The following is a 23,109-nucleotide window of genomic DNA, read 5'->3' as shown; positions in this document are numbered from 1 at the left end:
GTCGGGTGGTGCAGCGGAGCGGTGACGTCCTCTGCACGGGGGACTATCGGCGTCCCTCTCCCCGGCGTTAGGCGACGGGCGTCCCTCGCGGGCGTCAGAGCGGGAACTGCAGGGTGAGGCGGTGCGAGCCGTCGTCGCGGGTGACGCCCGAGACGGTCCCGCCGAGCAGCTCGGCGCGCTCGCCGAGGCCGGTCATGCCCAGGCGTGCGCTGGGCAGGTCGGGCAGCGGCTCGGTCGCCGGGCCGGCGTCGACGTGCAGCAGGACGGTGCTGGCCTCGACCCGGGCGCTGATCGCGACCGGGGCCCCGGTCGAGTGCTTGCGGGCGTTCGTCAGCCCCTCCTGGACGGCCCGGTAGAGCGCGCGCTGCTGGGCGCTCGTCAGGTCGTCGGGCAGGCAGAGGTCGAGGGTCGCGTCGATCCCGCTCTCGGCGACCAGCCGGGGCACGTCGACGAGCGCAGGCTGCGGGGACGCGTCCCGGTCGTCGCCCCCGGAGGCGCGCAGCACCTCCACCATCGACCGCAGCTCGTCGAGGGTGGCGACGCTGAGCCGGCGGATCGTGCGCGCGGCCCCGCGGGTCTCGTCGTCGCGGGCGACCATCTGCAGCGCGCCGGCCTGCACGGCGATGAGGCTCACCTGGTGCGAGACCACGTCGTGCATCTCCCGGGCGAGGACGGCGCGCTCGCGCTCGAGCGCGTCGTGCGCGTCGCGTTCGCGCTCGCGGGCGGAGGAGGCGCGGAGGGCGCCCAGCTGATCGGCCAGCGACCGGCGCGCCTGCAGGAACGCACCGAGCAACGCCGGGACCGCCGTGTAGAGGGCGGCGTCGACGACGTCCTCGGTGACGAAGTCCGGGAACTCCCAGGTGTCGACCGACACCAGGTGCACGAGCGCCGACAGCACCACGGCGACGACGGTCGTGCGTCGCTGCGACGGCATCGTCCCGAGCGTGAAGAGGGCCACCATCACGGGCACGAACGCGTCGGCCCACGCGAAGGCGGGCAGCGTCAGCAGCAGGCTGACCCAGGGCAGCCGACGCCGCACGAGCAGGCCCGCGCAGGCCACGGCGCCGAGCGCGACGCTGCCCGGGTCGGAGTCGACGAGCACGACGGACGAGCCCGCCCCCGCGCCGAGGGCGACGGCGACGTCGACGAGCGCCGACAGCCAGGGGCGGGCGGCGCGGGCGGTCGGACCGGCTGCCCGCCCGGCGACGTCCGTGCCCGCGCGCTCGACCCGGCTGGCGCCCTGGCCCTGGCCCGCGCCCGCGCTCTCGCTCACCTGCGGTCCACCAGCCCTGCCCGGTCGGCCACGATCGCGGCCTCCACCCGCGAGCGGACCCCGAGCGCGGCGACGACCGAGCTGACCGCCTCCTTGACGGTGCCGAGGGGGAGGCCGCACTCGACGCCGATCTCGGCGTTCGACGAGCCGCGCGCCAGGGAGCGCAGCACGGCCGTCTCGCGCGCGGAGAGCCCGGCGACCCTCGCGGTCTGCGAGTCGTCGCCGGCGTCGCGGAACAGCCGACGGTGTCGCAGGCCGGGCGCGAGGACGACGCCGCCCGAGGCGAGCGTCAGCACGTGGCGGGCGAGCTGCTCGGGATCGGTGTCCTTGAGCAGGAACCCGGACGCACCGCGGTGCAGCGCCTCCAGCACGAGGTCGTCGGTGTCGAAGGTCGTGAGCATCGCGACCACCGGGGGGACGGGCAGGTCCATCAGGGCGGCGAGCACCGTCAACCCGTCGGGCGGCGGCATGCGCACGTCGAGCAGGACGACGGCGGGCGCGTGCTCGCGGACCGCCTCGACCGCCTCGGGGCTCGGCACGGCCGCGACGACCGCGATGTCGGGGGAGGCGTCGAGCACCAGGGCGATGCCCGACCGGACGAGGCCCTCGTCGTCGACGACCACCACGGAGACGGGGCTGTCGGTCACGGTCGGGACCGCCTCTCGGTGTCGGTGCGGGTGCGGGTGCGGGTGCGGGGGTGCGGGGGTGCGGCTGCCCGGACGACACGAGGCTAGACCCGGCGCCGGCACCGTCAGCCGAGCTGCGGCACCTGGGCCGTCGCCGCCAGGCCCATGCGCGGGTAGAGATCGCCGATCCCGACGGCGAACCCGTTGGTCGCCGTCGTCCAGTCGTGGCCGCTGCCGGGCGACGTGTACCGGGTCACGGTCATGCCCGCCGCGGCCGCCGCGGCGGAGTTCGCCTGCTCGAACGCCGCGAAGGTCGGGTCGTCGGCTCCCACCGCGAAGAAGGCGGCGGTGTCGTCATAGCGCCCGTGAGCGGTCATGATCGCCTGCGGCTGGGCGGCGTCGTAGGCCGCGCGGTCGCCCGCGAAGCCCGCGTCGATCGTCTCCTCGGGCGAGCCGACCGACGGGCCGAGCTCGCCCGAGACGTCGACGATCGAGCCGAACAGGTCGGGCCGCGCCGCCCCGAACTGGATCGAGCAGGTGCCGCCCTGCGAGAAGCCGCCGACCGTCCAGGCTCGGGGGCCCGAGGCCACGTGGTAGTGCGACGACACGTACTGCACGACGTCGGTCGTGACGTACGTCGCGCTGTCGCCGAGGGCGCCGTCGACGCACATCGGGTTGTGGTCGTCGGCGCTGAGCTGGTCGGGCACGACGGCGATGGGCGCGAGGCCGTGGTTCGCGGCCGCGAAGGCGTCCAGGGTCGAGACGAGGTGGCCCGCCGTCACGACCGCCTCCGGGTTCGCCGGCTGGCCGGACATCATCACGACGACGGGCAGGGCCGGGGCGTCGGCGACGAGCGCGGCGGGCGGCAGGTAGACGATGGCTTCGCGGGCCGGGAACCCCGACTGCGCGCCGGGGATGTGCACGGTGCCCCAGCGGCCCTTCGTCGGCATGTCGGCGGGGGCCTTCCAGGTCGACCAAAGGGTCGGGTCGAACGTCGTGCTCGACGACGCGGACGCCCCTGCACCCGGCACCGCCCCGAGCGCCGGAGCGGTGTCCACGCCCAGGGCTGCCGCGAGGGTCGGGTACGCCCCCGCGTCGCGGTTCACGGCGAGCGCCCCCGCGAGCAGGAACACGACCACGCCCAGCACGGCCGTCACCCTGCGCAGGGCCGAGGTGCGCCAGAGGGCGACGACGGCCACGGCGACGGCGGCGGAGGAGGCGGTGATCCAGGCCGCGTCGACCGGCGTCGGCGGAACCCCGGCCACGTCGAGGACGACCCCGGCGACCCAGGTCGTCAGCGCCCCGGCGACCGCGCCGACCAGCGCGGCGACCGTGAGGCGCCGCCACCAGCGGCGCCGGGTCGTGCGGCGGTCGCCTTCCCCGGCTGTCCCGGCCGATGCCGCCGTCCCCGCTGTCCCCGCTGTCTCGGCCGACCCGCGGGCCGGTCGCGGCGGGCGCGCCACGAGCACGAGCAGCACGGCCGCGACCGCCCAGACGCCGGCGAGCAGCCAGGAGGAGGTCAGGGGCACGTTCGCGAGCAGGTCGGTCATCGGCCCGTCTCCTTCCTGCCGCGGGCGGCGCCCAGTGCGGCGACGACCTGGCGAGCCTGCAGCCCGGGCACGTAGGCCGCCGCCAGCGCGCGGCTGATCGGCGCCAGGTCGGCGGCGCTCGGGCAGGCCAGCCAGAGGGTCTCGTGGCGCGGGTCGAACTTGGCCTTGAACCGCGCGAGCGAGCTGAAGCCGTAGGACGGCTCGAGGACCCGGCCGGTGAGGGCCATCAGGCGGGCGACGCCGCGGCTCACGAGGGTCGTGGGCAGGTCCGGACGCGCCGGGGCGAGCGGCGTGCCCGACAGGCTCAACGTCTCGAGCCCCTCCGTCCGGAACGTCTGGGCCGCCGTCGTGATGAGGAACTCGACGACGCCGGGCATCGGGTCGGCCCCGCGCCGCATGACGTCCAGGGTCCGGCCGACGAGGACGCCCCCGCGCCGGACGGGCAGCCAGCTCGTCACCCCGTGCAGTCGCCCTGCGCCGTCCACGGCGAGCAGCACACGGACGTCGGGGTCGTCGAGCTCCGCCAGCCCGCCGAGCGTGAAGCCCATCTCGGGCAGCGCCTTCGCGTCGACCCAGTCGTCGCTCAGCGACTCGACCTGCGCGCGGAGCCGGTCCGGCAGGGAGGCCCACGTGCCCCAGACGGCCTCGACGCCGTCCCTCGAGGCGCGGTTGACGGCGGTGCGCAGGTCCTGGCGCTTCTTGCCCGCGGTGGTGAACCCGGCCAGGTCGAGCACCGCCTCCTCGGCGACCGGCGTCACGTTCCAGCCGAGCTCGGCGAAGGTGCCGAGATGGCGCTCGTGGACGCTGTAGAACGCAGGCACGAGGGCCTGGGTCGAGCACCAGCGGGCGAAGCGGCGGATCGTCTCGGCCGCCTCCGTCTCGCTGCTGACGGGGTCGGAGACCGTGAGGGCGACGCCGTGGGCGGCGCGGTAGGCGACCGAGCCGTCGCAGGAGGCGCGGTGCGCGCCCGACGGGACCGCCGCCTCCTCGTCTGCCGTCGCCTCGTCGGCCGCGAACCAGTGGCTGTTGCCCGCCCAGGTGCCCATGTAGCCGAGAGAGCCGGCGTCCGAGCGGGCGAGCTGGTCGAGCACGCGCTGGCGGTCGTCGGAGGCGCCGTTCCCGGTCGCGCGGCGGCCGAACGCCTGACGACGGGTGAGCAGCACGACGATGCTCGCCGCGGGAACCAGCCAGACGAGCAGCAGGGCGACCTGCCACTCGAGCTCGCCGGAGGGCACGCCGGTCCAGGTGAACCAGTCGTCGGCGAGGGGGATGACCGTGAAGTACCAGGCGAGCAGGCCGGTCATCAGCAGCAGGGCCGCGACGGCGAGGACGAGGCCGAGGCGCCGGCCCCGCAGCAGCAGGGCCACGGCGAGGACCAGCACGCCGATGGCCGCGATCGTCGCCGCAGGGTCGAGCAGGTCGGCGATCGGGGAGAGGACGCCGACCGCGTCCCGGCCGACAGCGGCGATCGCCCAGCCGAGGGCGACCGTGCCGAGCGTCGTGGCGGCGATGGTCCTGGCGCTGCGTGCGGTCTCGTCGTGCCAGGCCGAGCGGGTCGAGAGCGGGACGAGCCGGCGCCCGAGGGCGAGGCCCGCCAGGAGCGCCGCCGACCTGGCGAGGTCGCCGCCGTGCCCGCCGAAGAGCAGCGCGGCGAGGACGACGGCGACGAGCGCCGCACGCACCCCCTGGCGGCGTGCGGGCGCCAGCCCCCGGCTCGCGGCGGCGACGACCACGACGAGCGTGACCGTCGGCGACCAGACGCGGTCGGTCTCCGCGAACTCCGAGAACTGCTCGCCGACGGCCTCGCCGAGCCGCAGCAGGAACACGGCGGGCACGACGGCCAGCACGGAGCCGAGCACGGCGATCGCAGCTGCGCGGCGGGTGCCGAGGCGCTCCTCGGCCCAGGCGACGCCCGCGACCGTGAGCGCGACGCCGACCACGCTGCCGGCCCAGTGCGGGTGGCCGTCGGAGAGGCCGCGGACCACGACCCAGGAGGCGCCCGCCAGCAGCGCGAGGAGGGCGAGCGGGTGCCACCGTCGGAGACGTGCGGCGGCGGCACCGGCGGCTGCGGTGCCGGCGCCGATGCCGGAGCTGCTCGCCGAGCTGGCGGTCTCGACGGCAGAGCTCGACGGCGTCGCCGGGTCGGAGGTGGTCGTGTGCTCGCTCACGACGCTGAGTCTCGTCCTCGGACGTGGTGGTGACATCGCCCGGGAGGAGGGTGCGCCCCGGCCGAACGGCCGCCGCAGGGCCGGGCCCGTCCGGCCGATCGGCTGCCGTCGGCCGGCCGGTCGGCGGACGCGGTGGGCCTCGGGGGCGACGCGGCGGGGGACGGTGCCGTGGTCGACTGGCGGCACGCCCGGCGACCTCGGTCGCCGGCCGCACGCACACCCGCGGGACCCGCGCAGACCCGCGCTCGCGCACGAGGGTGCGCGCGGCATCGACGGGTGAGCGCGCGTCGTCGTGCGGTCACGAGTGGTGAGGAGTGCCGATGTCCGACCTGTGGGAGCTGTCGCTGGTCTCGACCTGGACGTTGCTCGTCGTCGACCTCGTGGCTGCCGCCCTGATGCTGGCCGCCCTCCGCGGGCGGCTCCGCGATCGACGGCGCTGGGCCTGGGTCGTCGCGGCGGCCGCCGCCGGTGCCGGGATCGGTGCCGCCGCCTCCTGGTGGCTCGGCGACGTGCTCGACGTCGCGGACGTGCCGCCGACCTGGGTCGACCGCATCTGGGTGGCACTCCTCGGCGCGGCGACCGGCGCGCTCGTCGTCGCGGCGGTGCGCGGCGGGGCCGGTCGTCGGGCGCTCGCCGCCGTCGCCGTCGTGTCCGTGGTGCTCGCCGCGGGCCTGGCGGTGAACCGCGACGCCGGGCTGTTCCCGACGGTGGCGGCCCTCACGGGGCGCTCGACGGTGTCGCCGCTGCGGATCCCGGCGGGGGAGGCGGCGACCACCGGCGAGACCGCCGACGGGTCGACTCCGTGGTCGACCTGGCGTGCTCCGGCGGGGATGCCGGCCCGGGGCAGGCTCGGCAGCGTCGACCTGCCGGGGACGACGTCCGGCTTCCCCGCCAGGCCCGCGATCGTCTGGCTGCCGCCCGCCGCGCTCACCGCGGACCCGCCGGCCCTGCCGGTCGTGGTGCTGCTCTCCGGGCAGGGGCCGGGCGCCTCGGCGGAGAACCTCGTCGAGGCCGGCCAGGTGCCGTCGGCGCTCGACTCGCTCGCCGCCGCGCACTCCGGGCTGGCGCCGATCGTCGTCATGCCCGACCAGCTGGGCCGACCCACGAGCAACCCGATGTGCGTCGACGGAGCGCTCGGGAACAGCGCGACGTACCTGACGGTCGACGTGCCGCGCTGGGTCTCGTCGCACCTGCACGTGCTGCCGACCGGGGCAGGGTGGGCGATCGGCGGCTTCTCGCAGGGCGGCACCTGCTCGGTGCAGCTGGCCGCGGGCCACCGGGGGACGTTCGGGTCGCTGGTCGACGTGTCGGGGCAGCTCGGCCCCGAGCTCGACGGCGGTGTCGCGCGGACGATCCGACTGGGCTTCGGCGGCGACCGCCGCGCGTACGACGCTGCCCAGCCGGTCGCGGTGCTCGCGGCAGGGGCTCCGTACCCGGGCTCCGCGGCGTTCTTCGCGGTCGGTGCCGACGACACCCGGTACGGCCCGGCGATGCCGGTCGTCGCGACCGCCGCGCGGGCGGCCGGCATGGCGGTGGTGACGGAGCGGGTGCCGGCCAGCGCACACGACTGGCACACGGCGTCGATCGGCCTCGCCGACGGGCTGGCCTGGTTCGAGGCGCGCTCCGGCCTCGCCGCAGGCTGAGCACACCGCGCGAGCTCAGGCCAGGCCGCGCACCGAGAACACCTGGTCGAGGAACACCCGCCCCGCCCCGCGCAGCCCGCCCGAGCCCTGGTGCCGCGTGACCTCGACGGTCAGCTGGTCGGTCGCCATCGGCAGGCAGTCGGCCCAGAGGGTCGAGCGGACGCCGGCGACGAAGACGTCCGAGTCGGCCAGCACGCCGCCGAGCACGAGCCGGTCGGGGTTGAAGAAGTTGACGATGGTCGCGAGCACGCCGCCCGTCATGACCCCGGCTCCGCGCAGCAGGCCGGTGGCGAGGGGGTGCGCGTCGCGGGCCAGGTCGATCATCGCCTCGACGGTCGAGACGTCGTGGCCGGCCAGCTGCATCTCGCGCACGAGCGCGTTGCCCGAGGCGAGCGCGTCGAGGCAGCCGGTGCGGCCGCACGAGCACGGGACGGCGGTCGCGCCGGGCACCGTGACGTGGCTGATGTCGCCCGCCCAGCCGTTGCTGCCCGTGTAGAGCTCGCCGCGCGAGACGATGCCGCAGCCGATGCCCGAGCCGACCTTGACGAAGACCTGGTCGGCGGGCACGGCCTCGTCGCCCTCGGCCACGAGCTCGCCGGCCGCCATGAGGTTCGCGTCGTTGTTGACCACGACGGGCAGGTCGATCTCGCGCTGCACGACCTCGGCGACCGAGACGCCGTTCCAGCCGGGCATGCGCGAGGGCGAGACGATGCGCGCCGTCGTCGACGAGACGGGGCCGGGCACGCCCACCGACAGGCCGCTCAGGCGGGCGTGCCCAGGGTCGCCCAGCTCGTCGAGCATCCCGAGGAGGTGCGCGAGCGACGCCGACAGCACCGCGGTCGGCCCCTCGGCCACGTCCAGGGCCACGTGGCGCTCGGCCAGCAGCGCGCCCGAGAAGTCGACCAGGCCGAAGGAGGCGCGGTCGACGCCGAGGTCGACGCAGCCGACGAGGCCGGCGTCGCCCCGGATCTGCAGCCGCCGGGGACGGCGGCCGCCCCGCGACGCGCCCTCGCCCGTCTCGACGACGTGGCCGAGACGGATCAGGTCCTCGACGCGGGAGGCGACGGTCGAGGGCGACAGCCCCGTCGCCCTGGCGAGGTCCGCGCGTGACCTCGCGGCGCCCGTCCTCAGCGGACGCAGCACCTCGACGGCCTGGGGCGTGTGGCGGGGAGGGGCACGGAACGCCTCGGTCGTCGTCATGGGCCCCTCGCGATGATCGGTCGCGAACCTGGTCAGGCCGGTCGCGTTGCTCCAGTATTGCACGAAGTTGATCGAAATCTACGTGTAACAATCGCACAGTAGGTTCCCGTCCCACACGGACGACGACCTCACCGGACGGCGACGCGGCCCCCTCGCCGCACCTCTCGAGAAAGCGGCACCAGCGTGGACAGCACCGCCTCAGGCACCAGCGCCAACGACATGATCACGATGCGCGACGTCCAGAAGCACTTCGGCGAGCACCACGTCCTCAAGGACGTCACGCTCAGCGTGGCGCCGCGCGAGGTCGTCGTGGTCGTGGGCCCCTCCGGCTCGGGCAAGTCCACGCTCTGCCGCTGCCTGAACCGGCTCGAGACGACCACGAGCGGCGAGATCCTCGTCGACGGCGTCCGGCTGCCCGAGGAGGGCAAGGCGCTCGCCGCCCTCCGCTCCGACGTCGGCATGGTGTTCCAGTCGTTCAACCTCTTCGCGCACCGGACGATCCTCGACAACGTCACGCTCGCGCCGATCACCGTGCGGGGGGAGTCGAAGAAGGACGCCCAGGCCCACGGGCTCGAGCTGCTCGCCCGGGTCGGCATCGCCGACAAGGCCGACTCCTTCCCCGCCCAGCTCTCGGGCGGCCAGCAGCAACGCGCCGCCATCGCCCGCGCGCTCGCCATGCGCCCGAAGGTGATGCTCTTCGACGAGCCGACGTCGGCGCTCGACCCCGAGATGGTGAACGAGGTGCTCGACGTGATGGTCTCCCTCGCCGCCGAGGGGATGACGATGATCGTCGTCACCCACGAGATGGGCTTCGCCCGTCGCGCCGCCGACCGCGTCGTGTTCATGGACGACGGCCGCATCGTCGAGCAGGCCGACCCGGCCACCTTCTTCGACCACCCCGAGTCCGACCGGGCGAAGGCGTTCCTGTCGAAGATCCTCACCCACTGACCTCCTCCCCCTCCGCACCTCCCGCAGCACCACCTCCCACAGCAGCCCCATCGAAGAGAGGCACCACCTTGCGCACCTCCCCCTCCCCCCTCCGCCGGCGTCGGGTCGTCCCGGCAGCCGTCGCCGTCGTCGCCATGCTCGGCCTCGCGGCCTGCTCGAGCGACAGCTCGGCCGTCCCCGGCACCGACCCCAGCGCCTCCTCGGCCGCCTCGGCCCTCGACGAGGTCTACGCGGACGCGGTCGTCGCGGACGCAGCCGACATCCTGCCCGACTCGACGATGGCCAAGATCAAGGAGCGCGGCAAGCTGATCGTGGGCGAGGCCCTCGACGCGCCGCTGCTCTCGCAGCAGGACCCGTCGAACCCCGACGACGTGCAGGGCTTCGACGCCGACCTCGCCAAGCTGCTCGCCATCTACATCCTGGGCGAGCCGAACGTCGAGATCGTCCCGCCCGCCTCCGAGACCCGTGAGGCCCTGCTGCAGAACGGCACCGTCGACGTCGTCTTCAACACGTACACGATCACGGAGGAGCGGGCCGAGCAGATCTCGTTCGCCGGCCCGTACCTGGAGTCCGGCCTGGCCGTCGCGGTGAAGGCCGACAACGACGAGATCAAGGGCATCGAGGACCTGGGCGGCAAGAAGGTCATCGTCGGCGCCAACACGCCCGCCGTCACCGCCGTGCCCGAGGAGCAGCCGACCGCCACGCTCGTGTCGTTCGCGACCGACCCGCAGGCGATGCAGGCCCTCAAGCAGGGCCGTGGCGACGCGTACGTGCAGGACTTCACGCTGCTCGCCTCGAACGCCGCGTCGGACGACTCGATCAAGGTCGTCGGCCAGCCCTTCACGACCGAGGCCTACGGCATCGGCCTCGCCAAGGACGACGCCGACTTCAAGGCGTTCATCAACGACTGGCTCGTGCAGATCGAGGACGACGGCACCTGGGCGAAGGTCTGGGACGCGACCCTCGGCGCGGCCGTCGAGTCGGACACCCCCGACGCCCCCGAGATCGGCTCGGTCCCCGGCTCCTAGCCGGACCGCGGGCGCCGGTGCGCCGGCCGGCCGTCGGGGCGACCCGACGGCCGGCCGGCGCCCGGCCCCGTCGCTGCAGCCGCACCTCCTGCTCTCCTCTGCTCCACCTGCCCCACCCGCCCTCGGCCCGAAAGACCCCATGGACTTCTTCGTCGACAGTGCAGGGCCGCTCCTCACGGCCCTCGGCACGACGATCGTGATGGCGCTCGTCGCCGGCGCCGGGGCCCTCGTGCTCGGCACGCTCGTCGCCGCCGCCCGGATCAGCCCGGTGCCCGTGCTGCGCGGCGCCGCCTGGGCGTACACGCAGTTCTTCGTGAACGTGCCGCTGCTGGCGCTGCTGATCCTCGCCGTCTTCGCCCTGCCCGACGCCGGGCTGATCATGCCGCTCGCACCGACCACGGTGCTCGTGCTCGCCCTCTACGAGGCCGCCTACGTGGCGGAGGCGGTGCGCAGCGGCGTGAACACGGTCGGCAACGGCCAGATCGAGGCGAGCAGGGCCCTCGGGCTGACCCTCGGCCAGACCCTCCGGCTCGTCGTGCTGCCGCAGTCTCTGCGCGCGGCGGTGCAGCCGATCGGCAACGTGATGATCGCGCTCACGATGAACACGGCGCTCGCCGCGGCCGTCGGCGTCGTCGAGCTGACCAGCGCCGTCAACAAGCTCAACCTCGTCCAGGCCCAGCCGATCCTGATCTTCACCGCCGCCGGCCTCGTCTACATGGTGCTCGCCCTCGTCATCGGCCTCGGCGCCGGACGCCTCGAACGAAAGGCGGCGATCGTCCGATGACCACGCCGACCACCTCCTCCTCCCGTCCTGGCAGCGGTGCGGCTGCCGTCACCTCCGCCTCCGCCTCCGTCCGGAAGGCGCCCACGGTCTCGCTCTACGACGAGCCCGGCCCGCGCACGCGACGCGCCATCCGGCTCTGGTCGGTCGTCGTCGTGCTCGCCCTCGCGGGGCTCGTCGCGGCCGGGCTCGTGCAGTTCGGCTCGCGCGGGCAGCTCGACGCCGACCGCTGGGCGCCGTTCCTCTCCTGGCCGATCTGGCAGTACCTGCTCGTGGGGCTCTGGGGCACGATCCAGGCCGCCGCCCTCGTCGCGGTGCTCGGCGGCGCGCTGGGCCTCCTGCTCGCACTCGGGCGGCTGAGCCCGCGTCGCCCGCTGCGCTGGCTCTCGACCGCGTACATCGAGGTCGCCCGCACGGTGCCCGTGCTGCTGCTCATCTACCTGATGCTCTTCGGGCTGCCGCAGCTCGGCCTCGACCTGCCGCTGATCTGGAAGCTGGTCGTGCCGCTGACCGTGGCGAACTCGGCCGCGTTCGCCGAGATCGTCCGCGCGGGGATCCTCGGGCTGTCGCGCGGCCAGCGCGAGGCCGGGCTCAGCCTCGGGCTCTCGTCGGCGCAGACGACCCGGCTCGTCGTGCTGCCGCAGGCGCTCCGCTTCGTGACGCCGTCGCTGGTGACCCAGCTGGTCAGCCTGGTCAAGGACACCTCGCTCGGCTACATCGTCGCGTTCACCGAGCTGCTCTACCGCGGCCAGGTGCTGTCGTCGTTCAACCACCTCCTCATCCAGACGTTCCTCGTCGTGACGCTCGTGTACCTCGTCTTCAACGGGGCGCTGTCGACGCTCGCCGCCCGCCTGCGGGCACGGCCGTCGCGGCGCAGCCCCCGGCGCGCGGCGGCTCCCGTGCCGGCGCCGGCCTCGGCGCCCGCGCTCGACTGACCCTCCCTCCCTGCCCTCCCCGTCACCAAGGAGCACACCGTGGCCCCCTCCCTCCCTTCCCGTGCCGACGGTCTGCCGACGCCGACGCCGACGCCGAAGCCGACGCCGGCCAGCCCTGCGGCACCGTCAGCCCCGGCCGCGTCGCTCGCCGAGCTCGCCGTCGTCGTGCGCTCGGGCGTGGTCGAGAGCCGGCACCTCGGCTGGCTGGTCGCGCTCGACGCCGAGGGGCGCGTCGCGGCCGACCTCGGCAGCGGCGCGACGCAGGTGCTGCCGCGCTCGACGACCAAGCCCGTGCAGGCGCTCGCCTGCCTCGAGGCCGGGGCGGACCTCGACGGCGAGGAGCTCGCCATCGCGGCCGGCAGCCACACCGGCGAGGACGCGCACGTCGAGGTCGTCCGCCGCATCCTCGCCCGCGCGGGGCTCGACGAGTCGGCGCTCGGCTGCCCGGTCGACTGGCCCGAGGACGAGGCGACGCGCGAGCGGCTGATCCGCGACGGCGAGACCCGGTCGCGCGTCCGCATGAACTGCTCGGGCAAGCACGCGGCCATGCTGCTGGCGTGCGTGTCCGCGGGTTGGGACACCGCCTCCTACCTGGACCCTGCCCACCCGCTGCAGCAGCTCGTCCGCCGGACGCTGGAGGCGGTGGCCGGCACGACCGTGGAGGCCACGGCCGTCGACGGCTGCGGCGCACCCCTCTTCAGCACGACCGTCGAGGGGCTGGCGCGGTCGTTCCGGGCGCTCGTCACGGCGCCGGCGGGGTCGAACGCCCGCCGCGTCGCCGACGCGATGCGCGCGCACCCCTTCTACGTGGGCGGGAACGCCCACGCCAACAGCGACGCCATGACCCGCGTGCCCGGCCTGCTCGCCAAGGGCGGCGCCGAGGGCGTGATCGGGATGGCGACGTCGACCGGCGAGGCCGTGTCGATGAAGGTGGTCGACGGCAGCCCGCGGGCGACGACGCTGGTCGCGCTCGAGGTGCTCGGGGCGCTCGGCGTGGACGTCTCCGGGGCCGGGTCGCTGACCGCGCTGCCGGTGCTCGGCGGCGGGGTGCCCGTCGGCGAGATCCGGGTCGGGGCGGACGTCGCGGCGTGGGTCGCGGGGGCGCGCGGCGCCGGGGTCGACGCCTCGTGACGGACGTCGTCGTCGAGCTCTGCGTCGACGACCTCGACGGCGCGCTGGTGGCCGACCGTGCGGGCGTCGAGCGGATCGAGCTCTGCGCCGACCTGCTCGAGGGCGGGACCACCCCGAGCGCCGGGCTGGTCGGCTCCGTGCTCCGGGCCGTGCGGCACGTCGGCGTGCAGGTGATCGTCCGTCCGCGCGGCGGCGACTTCACGTACGACGACGGCGAGCTCGACGTCATGTGCGCCGATCTCGAGGCGCTCGCGGTGCTCGCGGCCTCGCTGTCGACCGAGCACCCCGCCGGCCAGGAGGGCGGGACCGAGGTCGGCGTCGTCCTCGGGGCCCTGACCCCCGCCTCCGAGGTCGACGTGCCGGCGATGCGCCGGCTGCTCGCCGCGGCCGGTCCGCTGCCCGTCACGTTCCACAAGGCGATCGACGCCACGCCCGACCTGCTCGCCGCGTACGACGTGCTGCGGTCGCTCGGCGTGCGCCGCGTCCTGACGGCGGGCGGACCGGGCACCGCGGCCGAGGGCGCGGACGTGCTGGCCGAGCTCGTGCGGCGGTCGGCCGCGAGCCCCGACGCCCCCGAGGTGCTCGTCGGCGGCGGGGTCCGGGCCGAGGGCGTGGGCTCCCTGCTCGCCGCGACCCGCGCTTCCTCGGTGCACCTGCGGGCGATGTCGCCGTCGCCGCGCGGGGACGGGACGCTGCGGACCGACCCGGCCGTCGTCGCGGAGTTCCTCGCGGCCGTCGGGCGCGGGCTGGGCAGCTCGACCGTCGCGGGCGTCGCGGAGGCCGCGGGCCCTGCCGACGCCGTCCACGTCGCTGACTCGGCGGACCTCCAGGGCGGCGAGGACGCAGGAGGCGCGGTGCCCGACCCGGCCCCGTCCCGGTCCGCGGTCGTCGCGGTCGACATCGGGGGCACCTCCTTCAAGGGGGCGGTGGTCGACGACTCGGGGCGCACCGTCCTCTCCCTCTCGGTCGCGGCGGGAGCCACGGGCGCGGAGTCCGTCGACCTCGTCGTCGGCCTCCTGCACGAGCTGCGGGCCGCCGCACGGACCTCGGGGCACGACGTCGTCGGGGTGGGCGTCGTGACGCCGGGCATGGTCGACGCCGAGCGCGGCGTCGTCCTCTTCGCGTCCACGCTCGGCTGGACGGACGTGCCGCTCGGGCCGATCCTCTCCGCCGAGCTCGGGGTGCCCGTCGAGATCGACCACGACGTGCGGACGAGCGGCCTGGCCGAGAGCCTGTTCGGCGCCTCGGCGGGGGTCGCCGACTCGGTGCTCGTCGCCGTCGGCACCGGCGTGGCGGCGTCGATCACGAGCGGCGGCCACGCCGTCCGCGGGGCCCTGACGGCGGCGGGCGAGCTCGGCCACGTGCCGGCGGTGCCCGGCGGCGAGGCCTGCACCTGCGGTCAGCACGGCTGCCTCGAGGTCTACCTGTCGGGGGCCGGCGTCGCCCGGCGGTACGCGGCCCTCGGCGGACTGCCCGGGCTCGACACGGCGGCCGTCGTCGCGCGGGTCGGGGGCGTCGAGGGCGTCGGGACCGGCGTCGACGCGGTCGCCGACCGGGTCTGGGCGGACGGCGTCCGGGCCCTCGCGCTCGGCCTGACGTCGCTCACGCTGCTCGTCGACCCGGCCGTGATCGTGCTCGCCGGGGGAGTGTCCCGCGCGGGCGCCGCCCTCGTCGACCCGCTGCGCGCCGAGCTCGCGGCCGGGCTGGCCTGGCGGGCCGCGCCCGAGGTGCGCCTGTCCGAGCTCGGCACGCACGGCGGGCGCATCGGCGCCGCGGTGCTCGCGTTCCGCGCCGGCGGGCGGGGGAACGTCGTCGACTCGTGGTCGCGGGCGGACCTGCTCGCCGAGTAGCCGCGGCCGCTCTTCTCTTCATTCAGGAAGATGGCTCCTGCGTGTTGCGAGGAGAGGAGCTTGGTTCCTGAACCGTGCACGATCCAGGAACTGACGGGCTGGACTTCCTGAGTCGTGCGCGCGGCGCGGCCGTGAGTGGTCCGGGCCGTGCGCAGGGTCCGGCTGTGCTCGCGGTCCGGCCGTGCGGGACGGGTGTCGGAGGCGGCGGCTAGCCTGCCCGCATGCCCGAGGGTGACAGCGTCTTCCGACTGGCCGCGCGCCTCCGTGCGTCCCTCGACGGGCAGCGGCTGACGAGCGGCGAGCTGCGGTCGGGCGCCGCCGCGGGCACGCCCCTGGCGGGGTGGACGATCCGTGAGCACGACACCCACGGCAAGCACCTCCTCACGCGCTTCGACACCGGGCGGACGCTGCACACGCACCTCCGCATGCAGGGCTCGTGGACGATCACGCGGCCCGGTCGGCGACTCCCCACGGCCGTCGCGAAGGAGGCGCGGGTCCGGCTGCAGACCGAGGCCGGCTCCACCGCGTGGGGCCTCGACCTGCCCGTGGTCGAGCTGCTCGACACCCGCGACGAGCGGTCCGTGGTGGGCCACCTCGGGCCCGACCCGCTGCGCGACGACTGGGACCCGGCGGAAGCCCGGCGACGGATCGAGGCGGCCGACCCGGACCGCACGGTGGCGGCCGTGCTGCTCGACCAGCGGGTGCTGGCCGGGCTCGGCAACCTGTGGGCGAACGAGGTCTGCTTCCTGCGCGGGGTCTCGCCGTTCACCCCGGTGGGCGCGGTCGACGCGGCAGCGCTCGTGCGGGTCGCGGCGCGGGGGCTGCAGGCGTCGGTGCGGGTGCCCGGCATGTTCCAGACGACGACGGGGAACACGCGGCGCGGCGAGCGGCACTGGGTGGCGGGGCGCGCCGGGCGCCCGTGCCTGCGCTGCGGCACGACCGTGCTCGTGCGTGCCGAGGTCGCGGACGACCCCGGCCGGCGCCGCACCTGGTGGTGCCCGAGCTGCCAGCCGGTCCGCTGAGCGCACCGCCGCCGACACGACACGCCGATACCTGGCGGTATGCGCCTCTCATCCCTTACTCTCAGCACGTCTCGACGAGCGAGACCACCCGACGAAGCCGGATCCCGATGCGCCCTCTCCGTTCCCCCTTCCTCCGCCGTGCCGCCGCCGGGCTCGCCGCGACCACCGTCGCCGGTGCCCTGCTCCTCTCCGGTGCGGGTGCCGCCCAGGCGGCTCCTCCGGCGCAGACGGTGTTCCTCGACCAGAGCTTCGGTGGCGCCTCGGCCGGGCCCGACTTCCTGCTCCCGACGACGCCGTCGGGCAACGTGGCCTGCCTCACCGCAGGCACCGACGTCGCCGCTTCGCCGATCCCCGGGTGCCGCTTCGCGAACGACCCCGAGGGTTCGGGAGCGCTCCGCCTCACGGACACCGGCACGAGCCAGTCCGGCGGCGTCGGGTCGACCGTCTCGGTGCCCACCGCTCAGGGCCTCGACGTCACCTTCGACTCGTGGCAGTACGGCGGCGGCGCCGCCGACGGCCTCACCTTCTACCTCGCGGCGACGGATCCCTTCGACCCCGAGGTGCCGACGCGCCTCGGAGGCATCGGCGGCTCGCTGGGCTACAGCCCGCAGGACTCGCAGCTCGGCCTCGCGAACGGTTACCTGGGCGTGGGGCTGGACGCCTACGGCAACTTCGCCAACCCCGCCTTCAGCGGGAACTCGTGCCCGCCCGTCGGCGGGGCGGGCTCGAACGCCCTGACTCTCCGCGGCCCCGGCAACGGGTCGACGGGCTACTGCGTCCTGAGCAGCACCCGGGTCGACGGGAACCTGCGCGGGTTCGACGGCGTCCGCGACGAGGCCGGTCGAGTCCCCGTCGAGGTGGCCGTGAACCCCTCGGCCGACACCGTCACCTCGCCGTCGGGCCTCGAGGTGCCGGCCGGCAGCTACGTGGTGAGTCTCCAGGGGAGCTTCGGCAGCGCGCCGACGATCACCCAGGGCCCCCTGCCCTCGCTCCTCGGCTCGTCGACCGACCCTTCCTGGTACGACCCCACGACCGGCGTGCCCTACAAGCTCACCTTCGGCTGGACCGGCGGCACCGGGAGCCTGTCCGACTACCACGAGATCGCGAACGCCCGGGCGACGACCCTCGTCGGCCCTGCCCCCGTGCTCGCGCAGACGACGTCGGGCAGCGCGACCGTCGTGCCGACCCGCGGCTCGACCGTGAGCGTCGCCGCGTCGGTCAGCGCCGACGGCGGCGCCGAGGCCGAGCCCGTGGTGGCGACGCTCGTGTTCCCCGAGGGGCTCGCCCCGACGCTGCCGACCGCGGCGACCGGCTGGGCGTGCACCGTCTCCGGCCAGACCGTGACCTGCACCGTCGTGCCCTCTCCCGAGTTCGCGCCGGGCGCCTCCCTGCCGGTCCTGACCGTGCCGTACACGGCGACCGCCGACGCTGCGGGCGCCCTGACCGTGCTCACGACCGTGTCGTCGACCGACTCCGCCGCGGCGACGTCGCAGCTCGAGGTCTCGGCAGTGCGTGAGCCCACGGTCGTCACGTCGTCCTCGGGCCGACAGACGCCGGGCACCACCGGCCCGTCCACCGTCTTCACTGCCGACGTCGCCTCGGCCGCGGCGACCGACCCGACGGCGCCCCTCGGCACGGTCGAGTTCGTCGACTCGGCCACCGAGGAGCTGCTCTGCGAGGCCGACCTCGTGCCGGCCGCGTCGGGAGCGACGTCCACGGCGACGTGCACGGCCGACGCCGACCCGTCGACCGCCGTCCGTGTCGACTACGACCAGGCCGACGCCGCGCACGAGCCGACCCGGGCCGACCTCGGCTCGTTCGTCGTCCTCACCACCCCCGTCACCCTGGCTGCCGGCGCGGTCGTCGTCGACGGCGATGCACAGCTGAGCGTCACGGGGCTGCCCGCGGACGCCACCGGCACCGTCGTCTTCTCGACCGGAGCCACGACCCTCTGCACGGTGACCCTGCCGACCGTCGCCTGCACCGTCCCCGACCTGGCAGACGGCAGCTACACGGTGACCGCGGCGTACTCGGGCGACGCGGTCTACGCGTCCGCCGAGGCCACGGCGTCGTTCCGGATCGGCACGGCCGCTGCGCCGGTCCCGGCGCCCGCCGATCCCGCAGCCCCCGCGGTGCCGGCCGCCACGTCGGCACCCGTGGCGGCCGCGCCCGTCGCCGACGACGAGGAGGCGCGCCTCGCCTTCACGGGATCGTCGCTCGTCGCCTGGACGGCCGGCGCCCTCGGCCTCGCGCTCGCCGCCGCCGGAGTCGTGCTGGTCGCCGCACGCCGCCGCGGCCGCACCGCCTGATCGCCTGACGGCCTGACGGCCTGACGGCCTGACGGCCTGCCGCGGCGCGCTACGCGAGCGGGTCGGCCGCGCGCCGCTCGCGGAACGCGACCGCGTTCACGCGGTTGCTGCAGCGCACGCTGCAGAAGCGCTTCGAGGCGTTCCGCGAGAGGTCGACGAGCACGCCGTCGCAGTCGTCCGCCGCGCACTCGCGGAGGCGCCCGGTCTCGTCGGTCCGGACGACGTCGACGAGGGCCATCGCGGCCTCGACGAGGATGCGGTCCGCGAGGGGCGCCTCCTGCGGGGTGGCGTGCACGTGCCAGTCGAGGTCGCCGTGCCGCACGAGCCGCGGCACCGCCTGCAGCCGCGCGAGCAGCTCGTTCACCGCCTCGACCATCGCGTCGCGGTCGAGGGTCCAGAGCTGACGGAGGCGCGTGCGGGCCTGCCGCACGGCCTCGAGCTCGGCCTCGTCGCCGTCGAACCGGCCGGAGAAGCCGAAGCGCGTCATCAGCTCGGCCAGCTGATCGGTCGTGGCGAGCTGGTCGACGCCGCTGCGGGTCGCTCGGGCGGCCGTGTTGAGGATCGTCGCGTCGAACTCCAGCACGTCTTCCGTGTCAGGGGCGAAAAGCACATTGACTCCTTACTCGTGACCAGTCTACTGTCAGGACTCATCACCCTTTAGGCCCTGATGCGACGGTCGCCCCCGACGTCCGGTGCCCCTGACGAGACGAGCAGCCGTGGACCGCCGCCACCTCACGACCGGACTGATCGTCGCAGTCGTGGCCGCCGCCTCCTTCGGGGTGTCGGGCCCCTTCGTCAAGCCGCTGCTCGCCTCCGGCTGGAGCCCGGTCGCCGCCGTGGCTCTTCGCGCCCTCGTCGGGGGCGCGCTGCTCGCTCCGGTCGCCCTCGCGGCGCTGCGCCTCGACCTGCGACCGATCTGGCGGGCGCGGCGGCGCGTGCTCGGGATGGCTGTCGTCGGCGTCGCGGGCACGCAGGTGTTCTACTTCGCGGCGATCCAGCACATCCCAGTCGGCACGGCGATCCTGCTCGAGTACATGGCCCCGCTGCTGCTCGTCGCCGTCGCGTGGGTCGTCTCGCGGCGTCGGCCGGCCGGGGTCGTGCTGATCGGCTCCGCGATCGCCGCGGCCGGGCTCGTGCTCGTCGTGTCGCCGAGCGGCGGGGGAGCGCTCGACCCCCTCGGCCTGCTCTTCGGCGTCCTCGCGATGGTCTGTTGCGCCGGGTACTTCGTCATCGCCGCGCAGCCGTCGGGCGACCTGCCCCCGGTGGCGCTCGCCGCCTCGGGGCTGCTGGTCGGGTCGGCGCTGCTCGGGCTGCTGGGCCTGACCGGGCTGGTGCCCTTCACCGCGTCGGCGGACGATGTGGTCGTGCTCGGCGGGGTCGTCGCCTGGTGGGTGCCGATGCTGGTGATCGGAGTCGTCGCCACCGCCGTCGCCTACGCGACGAGCATCACCGCGAGCTCGATGCTCGGGTCGCGGCTGGCGTCGTTCGTCGGCCTGCTCGAGGTCGCGGCCGCCGCGGCCTGGGCGTGGGTGCTGCTCGACGAGGCGCTGACCCCGTGGCAGCTCGTCGGAGGCGTCCTGATCGTCGCCGGGATCGTCGCCGTGCGGTCGGACGCCGGGGCCGACCAGCCGGGCCCGTCGCCCGAGGTGCTCGCCTCGACGCTCGCCGACCCGGTCGAGCGTTCGTCGACGGTGGTGGACGGCCCCCCGCGCCGGTAGGGTCGGGCCACATCGACCGGCCGGGCCTCGCCTCCGCGAGGACGGCCGTCAGGGTCCGGCGGGGTCGCCGGCGAGGGGGGACGACATCGTGGGACGACGAGCACGGGCGGCGATCGTGGTGGCGGGCATCTGCGTCGGTGCGACGGTGGCGAGCGGCCTCCCGGCCACCGCCTCCGGCGCCACCGCCTCCGGCGGCGCCGTCGGGGGCGTCGGCACGCAGTACTTCCTCAACGACCGGTGGAGCGGCGACGCGGACCGGTCCTTCACCTGGGGGCGCGACGGCGACGCCGTCCACGTCGGCGACTGGGACGGCGACGGGGCGGACAGCCTCGCGACCCGTCGCGACGCGACCTTCGCGTTCGACGACGTGCTCGGCGGCGGCGGCGACCTCCGGACCGGCCGCTTCGGGACGCCGTCCGACGTCGCGCTCACCGGCGACTGGGACGGCGACGGCGTGGACACGCCCGCCATCCGCCGTGGGTCGACCTACCACCTCACGAACCGGCTCACGGGCGGCGCCGCCGAGCAGGTGCTCGCCTACGGCCGGGCCGACGACCTCGTCCTCGTCGGCGACTGGGACGGCGACGGCCGCGACACCCTCGGCATCCGCCGGGAGAACGCCTTCCACCTCAAGAACACCATCGCCGGAGGCGCCGCCGACGTCGCCTTCACCTTCGGCCGCGCCGACGACCAGGTGTACGTCGGCGACTGGGACGGCGACGGTCGCGACACCCCAGTCGTGCGCCGCGCCACGACCTACTTCGTCAGCGACTCCTTCGCGGGCGGCGAGGCCGACCGCGTCCAGGCCTACGGGCGGGCAGGGGACACCACCCTCGTCGGCGACTGGGACGGCGACGGCCGCGACACGCTGGGCGTGCGACGCACCGCCGCGCTGCCTGCCGGGGTCGTCTGGGCACAGGAGTTCGACGGGGCCGCGGGCAGCGCTCCCGACCCGGCGACCTGGAACCTCGAGACCGGGGCCGGCGGCTGGGGCAACGCCGAGCTGCAGACGTACACGACGTCGAGGGCCAACTCGGCGCTCGACGGAGCGGGCGCCCTCGTCATCACGGCGCGGAAGGAGGCGAACGGGACCTACACCTCCGCGCGCCTGACCACGCAGGGCACGTACGAGCCCCAGTACGGACGCATCGAGGCGCGGATCCAGGTCCCACGGGGCCAGGGCATCTGGCCGGCCTTCTGGATGCTCGGCGCCGAGCTGCCCTCGAAGGGCTGGCCGGCCGCGGGCGAGATCGACGTCATGGAGAACATCGGCCGCGAGCCCCACCTCGTGCACGGCACGGCGCACGGTCCCGGCTACTCGGGAGGCGAGGCGATCAGCGGCACCTACCGGCACCCCCAGGGCTGGGCCTTCGCGGACACCTTCCACACGTTCGCGGTCGACCGGAAGCCCGGGTCGATCGAGTGGTCGGTCGACGGGCAGGTCTACCACCGCGTCACGCGCGCGAGCACGGGGGGCGACCCGTGGGTGTTCGACGCCCCGTTCTTCCTCGTGCTCAACGTCGCCGTCGGCGGCCAGTGGCCGGGCTACCCGGACGCCACCACGGTGCTGCCGCAGCAGATGAAGGTCGACTGGATCCGCGTCCACCGGAACTGAGCCCTTCCCCTTATCGCCTGACGCGCCTCCGCCGCTACGGCACCGCCGCCCCAGCCCGGGGGCCACCGCCGCCCGGCACCCCCCGAAGGCGCGCCGTGCGCGCCCCCTCACTGGGGACAGCGCACCCCTTATACGGCCCTCGGCCCGTCGATAGGTTTGCTCTTGCACGGCGGAGGAGATCCGCCGGGCCGGGAGACCCGAAGTCCCTGGCCCGACGTCCACGGAGTCCGAGCCCTGCACCACCTCGCCTGCCCGCGACCGAACGAGCGGACCGACGAACGAGCCCTGATCAGAGGGCTGTTCGCCGCGCCCGGAAACGAACACCGGCCTGCCCGACGCAGGCCCCGTCCTGCTGGGAGCACCGGATGAACCGCACCGAACGCAACGCCATGGTCGTCGAGAACCTGCCGCTGGTGGGCTACCTCGTCAGCGAGGTGTGCGCCCGCGCCACCCACCTGTCGCGCGACGACCTCGCGAGCGTCGGCGCCGTCGCCCTCGTCCAGGCCGCGGACGCGTTCGACCCGACGCTCGGCATCCCGTTCGGCGCCTACGCGCGCACGCGCATCGTCGGCGCCTTCGCCGACGACATGCGCTCCGGCGACTGGGCAAGCCGCGGCACCCGCAAGCGCATCAAGGAGACGCTGTCCACGCAGGAGGCGCTGACCGCCTCCCTGGGACGCGCCCCCTCGGTCGACGAGATCGCCGGCGCCCTCGGCGTCGACCGGCAGACCGCGTCGAGCGCCCTCGCCGACGCGGCCCGCACCGTCTCGACCCTCGACGACACGGTCGCCGACCACCTCGCGGCCGACGTGCCGATGCCCGGCGACCACCTCCTCGCCAGCGAGCGCAGCCGCTACGTGCGCGCCGCGGTCGACGCCCTCCCCGAGCGCATGCGCCTCATCGTCGAGGCCGTCTACTTCGGCGACCGCACGGTCACCGAGGTCGCCGCCGAGCTCGGCATCACCCACAGCGCGGTGTCGCAGCAGCGCACGGAGGCGGTCCGCCTGCTGAGGGACGCGCTCGCGGCCCACTACGCGGACGACGAGCAGGCCGAGTTCGTGCCCGTCTCGAAGACGGCGCCCGCGCGCCGCAGCGCCTACCTCTCGAAGGTCGCCACGAACGCCGCGGTGGGCATCGCCCGTGCCGTGCGCGAGCCGGCCGTCGAGGGCTTCAGCGCCGCCGTCTGACGGCAACCCGTCGCCCCGCGCGACGGTCTCCAGAAAAACTTCGGCACTCGGCTAACGAGTGACGGCGACCGGCCGAGAGTAGCCGGTGTCAGCCCACGGACGGGCTGACGAACACCACCCAGTCA

Annotated in this window: 18 protein-coding genes; 12 read left to right on the top strand and 6 right to left on the bottom strand. The window is 75.2% G+C overall.

Annotated features, from left to right (window positions below; all coding sequences use genetic code 11):
- Positions 1–94: 94 nt before the first annotated feature.
- From IFT77_RS11075 to IFT77_RS17475, 4 genes are all read right to left on the bottom strand, one after another.
- A complete protein-coding gene (locus IFT77_RS11075; RefSeq protein WP_371741028.1) occupies positions 95–1,273 on the bottom strand; it encodes a sensor histidine kinase in 1,179 nt (392 codons plus the stop codon).
- Positions 1,270–1,920: a response regulator gene (locus tag IFT77_RS11070; RefSeq protein ID WP_371741027.1), complete on the bottom strand. Its 651-nt coding sequence runs from the start codon at positions 1,918–1,920 to the stop codon at positions 1,270–1,272. Before IFT77_RS11070 ends, IFT77_RS11075 begins: the two co-directional genes overlap by 4 nt.
- Positions 1,921–2,024: 104 nt before the next feature.
- Positions 2,025–3,449, bottom strand: a complete 1,425-nt coding sequence (locus IFT77_RS11065) for an esterase family protein (RefSeq protein WP_192170007.1) — start codon at positions 3,447–3,449, stop codon at positions 2,025–2,027.
- The gene (locus IFT77_RS17475) at positions 3,446–5,617 is read right to left on the bottom strand and encodes a bifunctional lysylphosphatidylglycerol flippase/synthetase MprF (RefSeq protein WP_371741026.1); all 2,172 of its coding nucleotides are present in this window, start codon (positions 5,615–5,617) and stop codon (positions 3,446–3,448) included. Before IFT77_RS17475 ends, IFT77_RS11065 begins: the two co-directional genes overlap by 4 nt.
- A gap of 320 nt (positions 5,618–5,937) precedes the next feature.
- Here IFT77_RS17475 and IFT77_RS11055 point away from each other — a divergent pair, with 320 nt between their 5' ends.
- Positions 5,938–7,260 (top strand): esterase family protein, encoded by a 1,323-nt coding sequence (locus tag IFT77_RS11055; protein ID WP_192170005.1) that lies wholly within the window; start codon positions 5,938–5,940, stop codon positions 7,258–7,260.
- Between the two features lie 15 nt (positions 7,261–7,275).
- Here the strand turns inward: IFT77_RS11055 and IFT77_RS11050 are convergent, their stop codons facing one another.
- Entirely contained in the window at positions 7,276–8,460 is a 1,185-nt protein-coding gene (locus IFT77_RS11050; RefSeq protein ID WP_192170004.1) for an ROK family transcriptional regulator, read from the bottom strand.
- 219 nt (positions 8,461–8,679) lie between these two features.
- On the opposite strand from IFT77_RS11050, the gene IFT77_RS11045 reads away from it, so the two are divergent.
- The 8 genes from IFT77_RS11045 (at position 8,680) to IFT77_RS17340 (ending at position 18,464) form a co-directional block, all read left to right on the top strand.
- Positions 8,680–9,408, top strand: coding sequence for an amino acid ABC transporter ATP-binding protein (locus tag IFT77_RS11045; RefSeq protein ID WP_192041376.1), 729 nt, complete (start codon positions 8,680–8,682; stop codon positions 9,406–9,408).
- A 68-nt stretch (positions 9,409–9,476) separates the two neighbouring features.
- A complete protein-coding gene (locus IFT77_RS11040) occupies positions 9,477–10,436 on the top strand; it encodes a glutamate ABC transporter substrate-binding protein (RefSeq protein ID WP_244638737.1) in 960 nt (319 codons plus the stop codon).
- 139 nt (positions 10,437–10,575) lie between these two features.
- Positions 10,576–11,220, top strand: coding sequence for an amino acid ABC transporter permease (locus IFT77_RS11035; protein ID WP_133738194.1), 645 nt, complete (start codon positions 10,576–10,578; stop codon positions 11,218–11,220).
- Positions 11,217–12,152, top strand: a complete 936-nt coding sequence (locus IFT77_RS11030) for an amino acid ABC transporter permease (protein WP_192170003.1) — start codon at positions 11,217–11,219, stop codon at positions 12,150–12,152. Before IFT77_RS11035 ends, IFT77_RS11030 begins: the two co-directional genes overlap by 4 nt.
- Positions 12,153–12,191: 39 nt before the next feature.
- Positions 12,192–13,283, top strand: a complete 1,092-nt coding sequence (locus IFT77_RS11025) for an asparaginase (RefSeq protein WP_371741025.1) — start codon at positions 12,192–12,194, stop codon at positions 13,281–13,283.
- Positions 13,280–15,133 carry a copper homeostasis protein CutC gene (locus IFT77_RS17470; RefSeq protein ID WP_192170002.1) on the top strand — a complete coding sequence of 618 codons (1,854 nt, stop codon included), beginning with the start codon at positions 13,280–13,282 and terminating at the stop codon, positions 15,131–15,133. The genes IFT77_RS11025 and IFT77_RS17470 overlap by 4 nt, the downstream gene beginning before the upstream one ends.
- A gap of 221 nt (positions 15,134–15,354) precedes the next feature.
- Positions 15,355–16,155, top strand: coding sequence for a DNA-formamidopyrimidine glycosylase family protein (locus IFT77_RS11015; RefSeq protein ID WP_192170001.1), 801 nt, complete (start codon positions 15,355–15,357; stop codon positions 16,153–16,155).
- Between the two features lie 107 nt (positions 16,156–16,262).
- Complete coding sequence (locus IFT77_RS17340; protein ID WP_192170000.1) at positions 16,263–18,464, top strand: Ig-like domain repeat protein; 2,202 nt, start codon at positions 16,263–16,265, stop codon at positions 18,462–18,464.
- 49 nt (positions 18,465–18,513) lie between these two features.
- Here the strand turns inward: IFT77_RS17340 and IFT77_RS11005 are convergent, their stop codons facing one another.
- Positions 18,514–19,074 (bottom strand): CGNR zinc finger domain-containing protein, encoded by a 561-nt coding sequence (locus tag IFT77_RS11005; protein ID WP_123547627.1) that lies wholly within the window; start codon positions 19,072–19,074, stop codon positions 18,514–18,516.
- A gap of 106 nt (positions 19,075–19,180) precedes the next feature.
- On the opposite strand from IFT77_RS11005, the gene IFT77_RS11000 reads away from it, so the two are divergent.
- The 3 genes from IFT77_RS11000 (at position 19,181) to IFT77_RS10990 (ending at position 22,984) form a co-directional block, all read left to right on the top strand.
- Positions 19,181–20,182 (top strand): EamA family transporter, encoded by a 1,002-nt coding sequence (locus IFT77_RS11000; protein WP_192169999.1) that lies wholly within the window; start codon positions 19,181–19,183, stop codon positions 20,180–20,182.
- Positions 20,183–20,270: 88 nt separating this feature from the next.
- Positions 20,271–21,797: a family 16 glycosylhydrolase gene (locus IFT77_RS17465; RefSeq protein ID WP_371741024.1), complete on the top strand. Its 1,527-nt coding sequence runs from the start codon at positions 20,271–20,273 to the stop codon at positions 21,795–21,797.
- A 365-nt stretch (positions 21,798–22,162) separates the two neighbouring features.
- Complete coding sequence (locus IFT77_RS10990; protein WP_192040681.1) at positions 22,163–22,984, top strand: sigma-70 family RNA polymerase sigma factor; 822 nt, start codon at positions 22,163–22,165, stop codon at positions 22,982–22,984.
- The last annotated feature ends 125 nt before the right edge of the window (positions 22,985–23,109 follow it).

The organism is Frigoribacterium sp. CFBP 13729, from assembly GCF_014841875.1.
In the GTDB taxonomy this organism is placed as follows: domain Bacteria; phylum Actinomycetota; class Actinomycetes; order Actinomycetales; family Microbacteriaceae; genus Frigoribacterium.
The sequence above is the reverse complement of the archived record's forward strand: the minus strand, read 5'-3'. Positions and strand labels throughout refer to the sequence as shown.

Coding starts and splice junctions, on each gene's coding strand:
- IFT77_RS17340 (WP_192170000.1), top strand. CDS start 16,263: ATGCGCCCTCTCCGTTCCCCCTTCCTCCGCCGTGCCGCCGCCGGGCTC.
- IFT77_RS11035 (WP_133738194.1), top strand. CDS start 10,576: ATGGACTTCTTCGTCGACAGTGCAGGGCCGCTCCTCACGGCCCTCGGC.
- IFT77_RS10990 (WP_192040681.1), top strand. CDS start 22,163: ATGAACCGCACCGAACGCAACGCCATGGTCGTCGAGAACCTGCCGCTG.
- IFT77_RS11065 (WP_192170007.1), bottom strand. CDS start 3,449: ATGACCGACCTGCTCGCGAACGTGCCCCTGACCTCCTCCTGGCTGCTC.
- IFT77_RS11015 (WP_192170001.1), top strand. CDS start 15,355: ATGCCCGAGGGTGACAGCGTCTTCCGACTGGCCGCGCGCCTCCGTGCG.
- IFT77_RS11055 (WP_192170005.1), top strand. CDS start 5,938: ATGTCCGACCTGTGGGAGCTGTCGCTGGTCTCGACCTGGACGTTGCTC.
- IFT77_RS11050 (WP_192170004.1), bottom strand. CDS start 8,460: ATGACGACGACCGAGGCGTTCCGTGCCCCTCCCCGCCACACGCCCCAG.
- IFT77_RS11045 (WP_192041376.1), top strand. CDS start 8,680: ATGATCACGATGCGCGACGTCCAGAAGCACTTCGGCGAGCACCACGTC.
- IFT77_RS11030 (WP_192170003.1), top strand. CDS start 11,217: ATGACCACGCCGACCACCTCCTCCTCCCGTCCTGGCAGCGGTGCGGCT.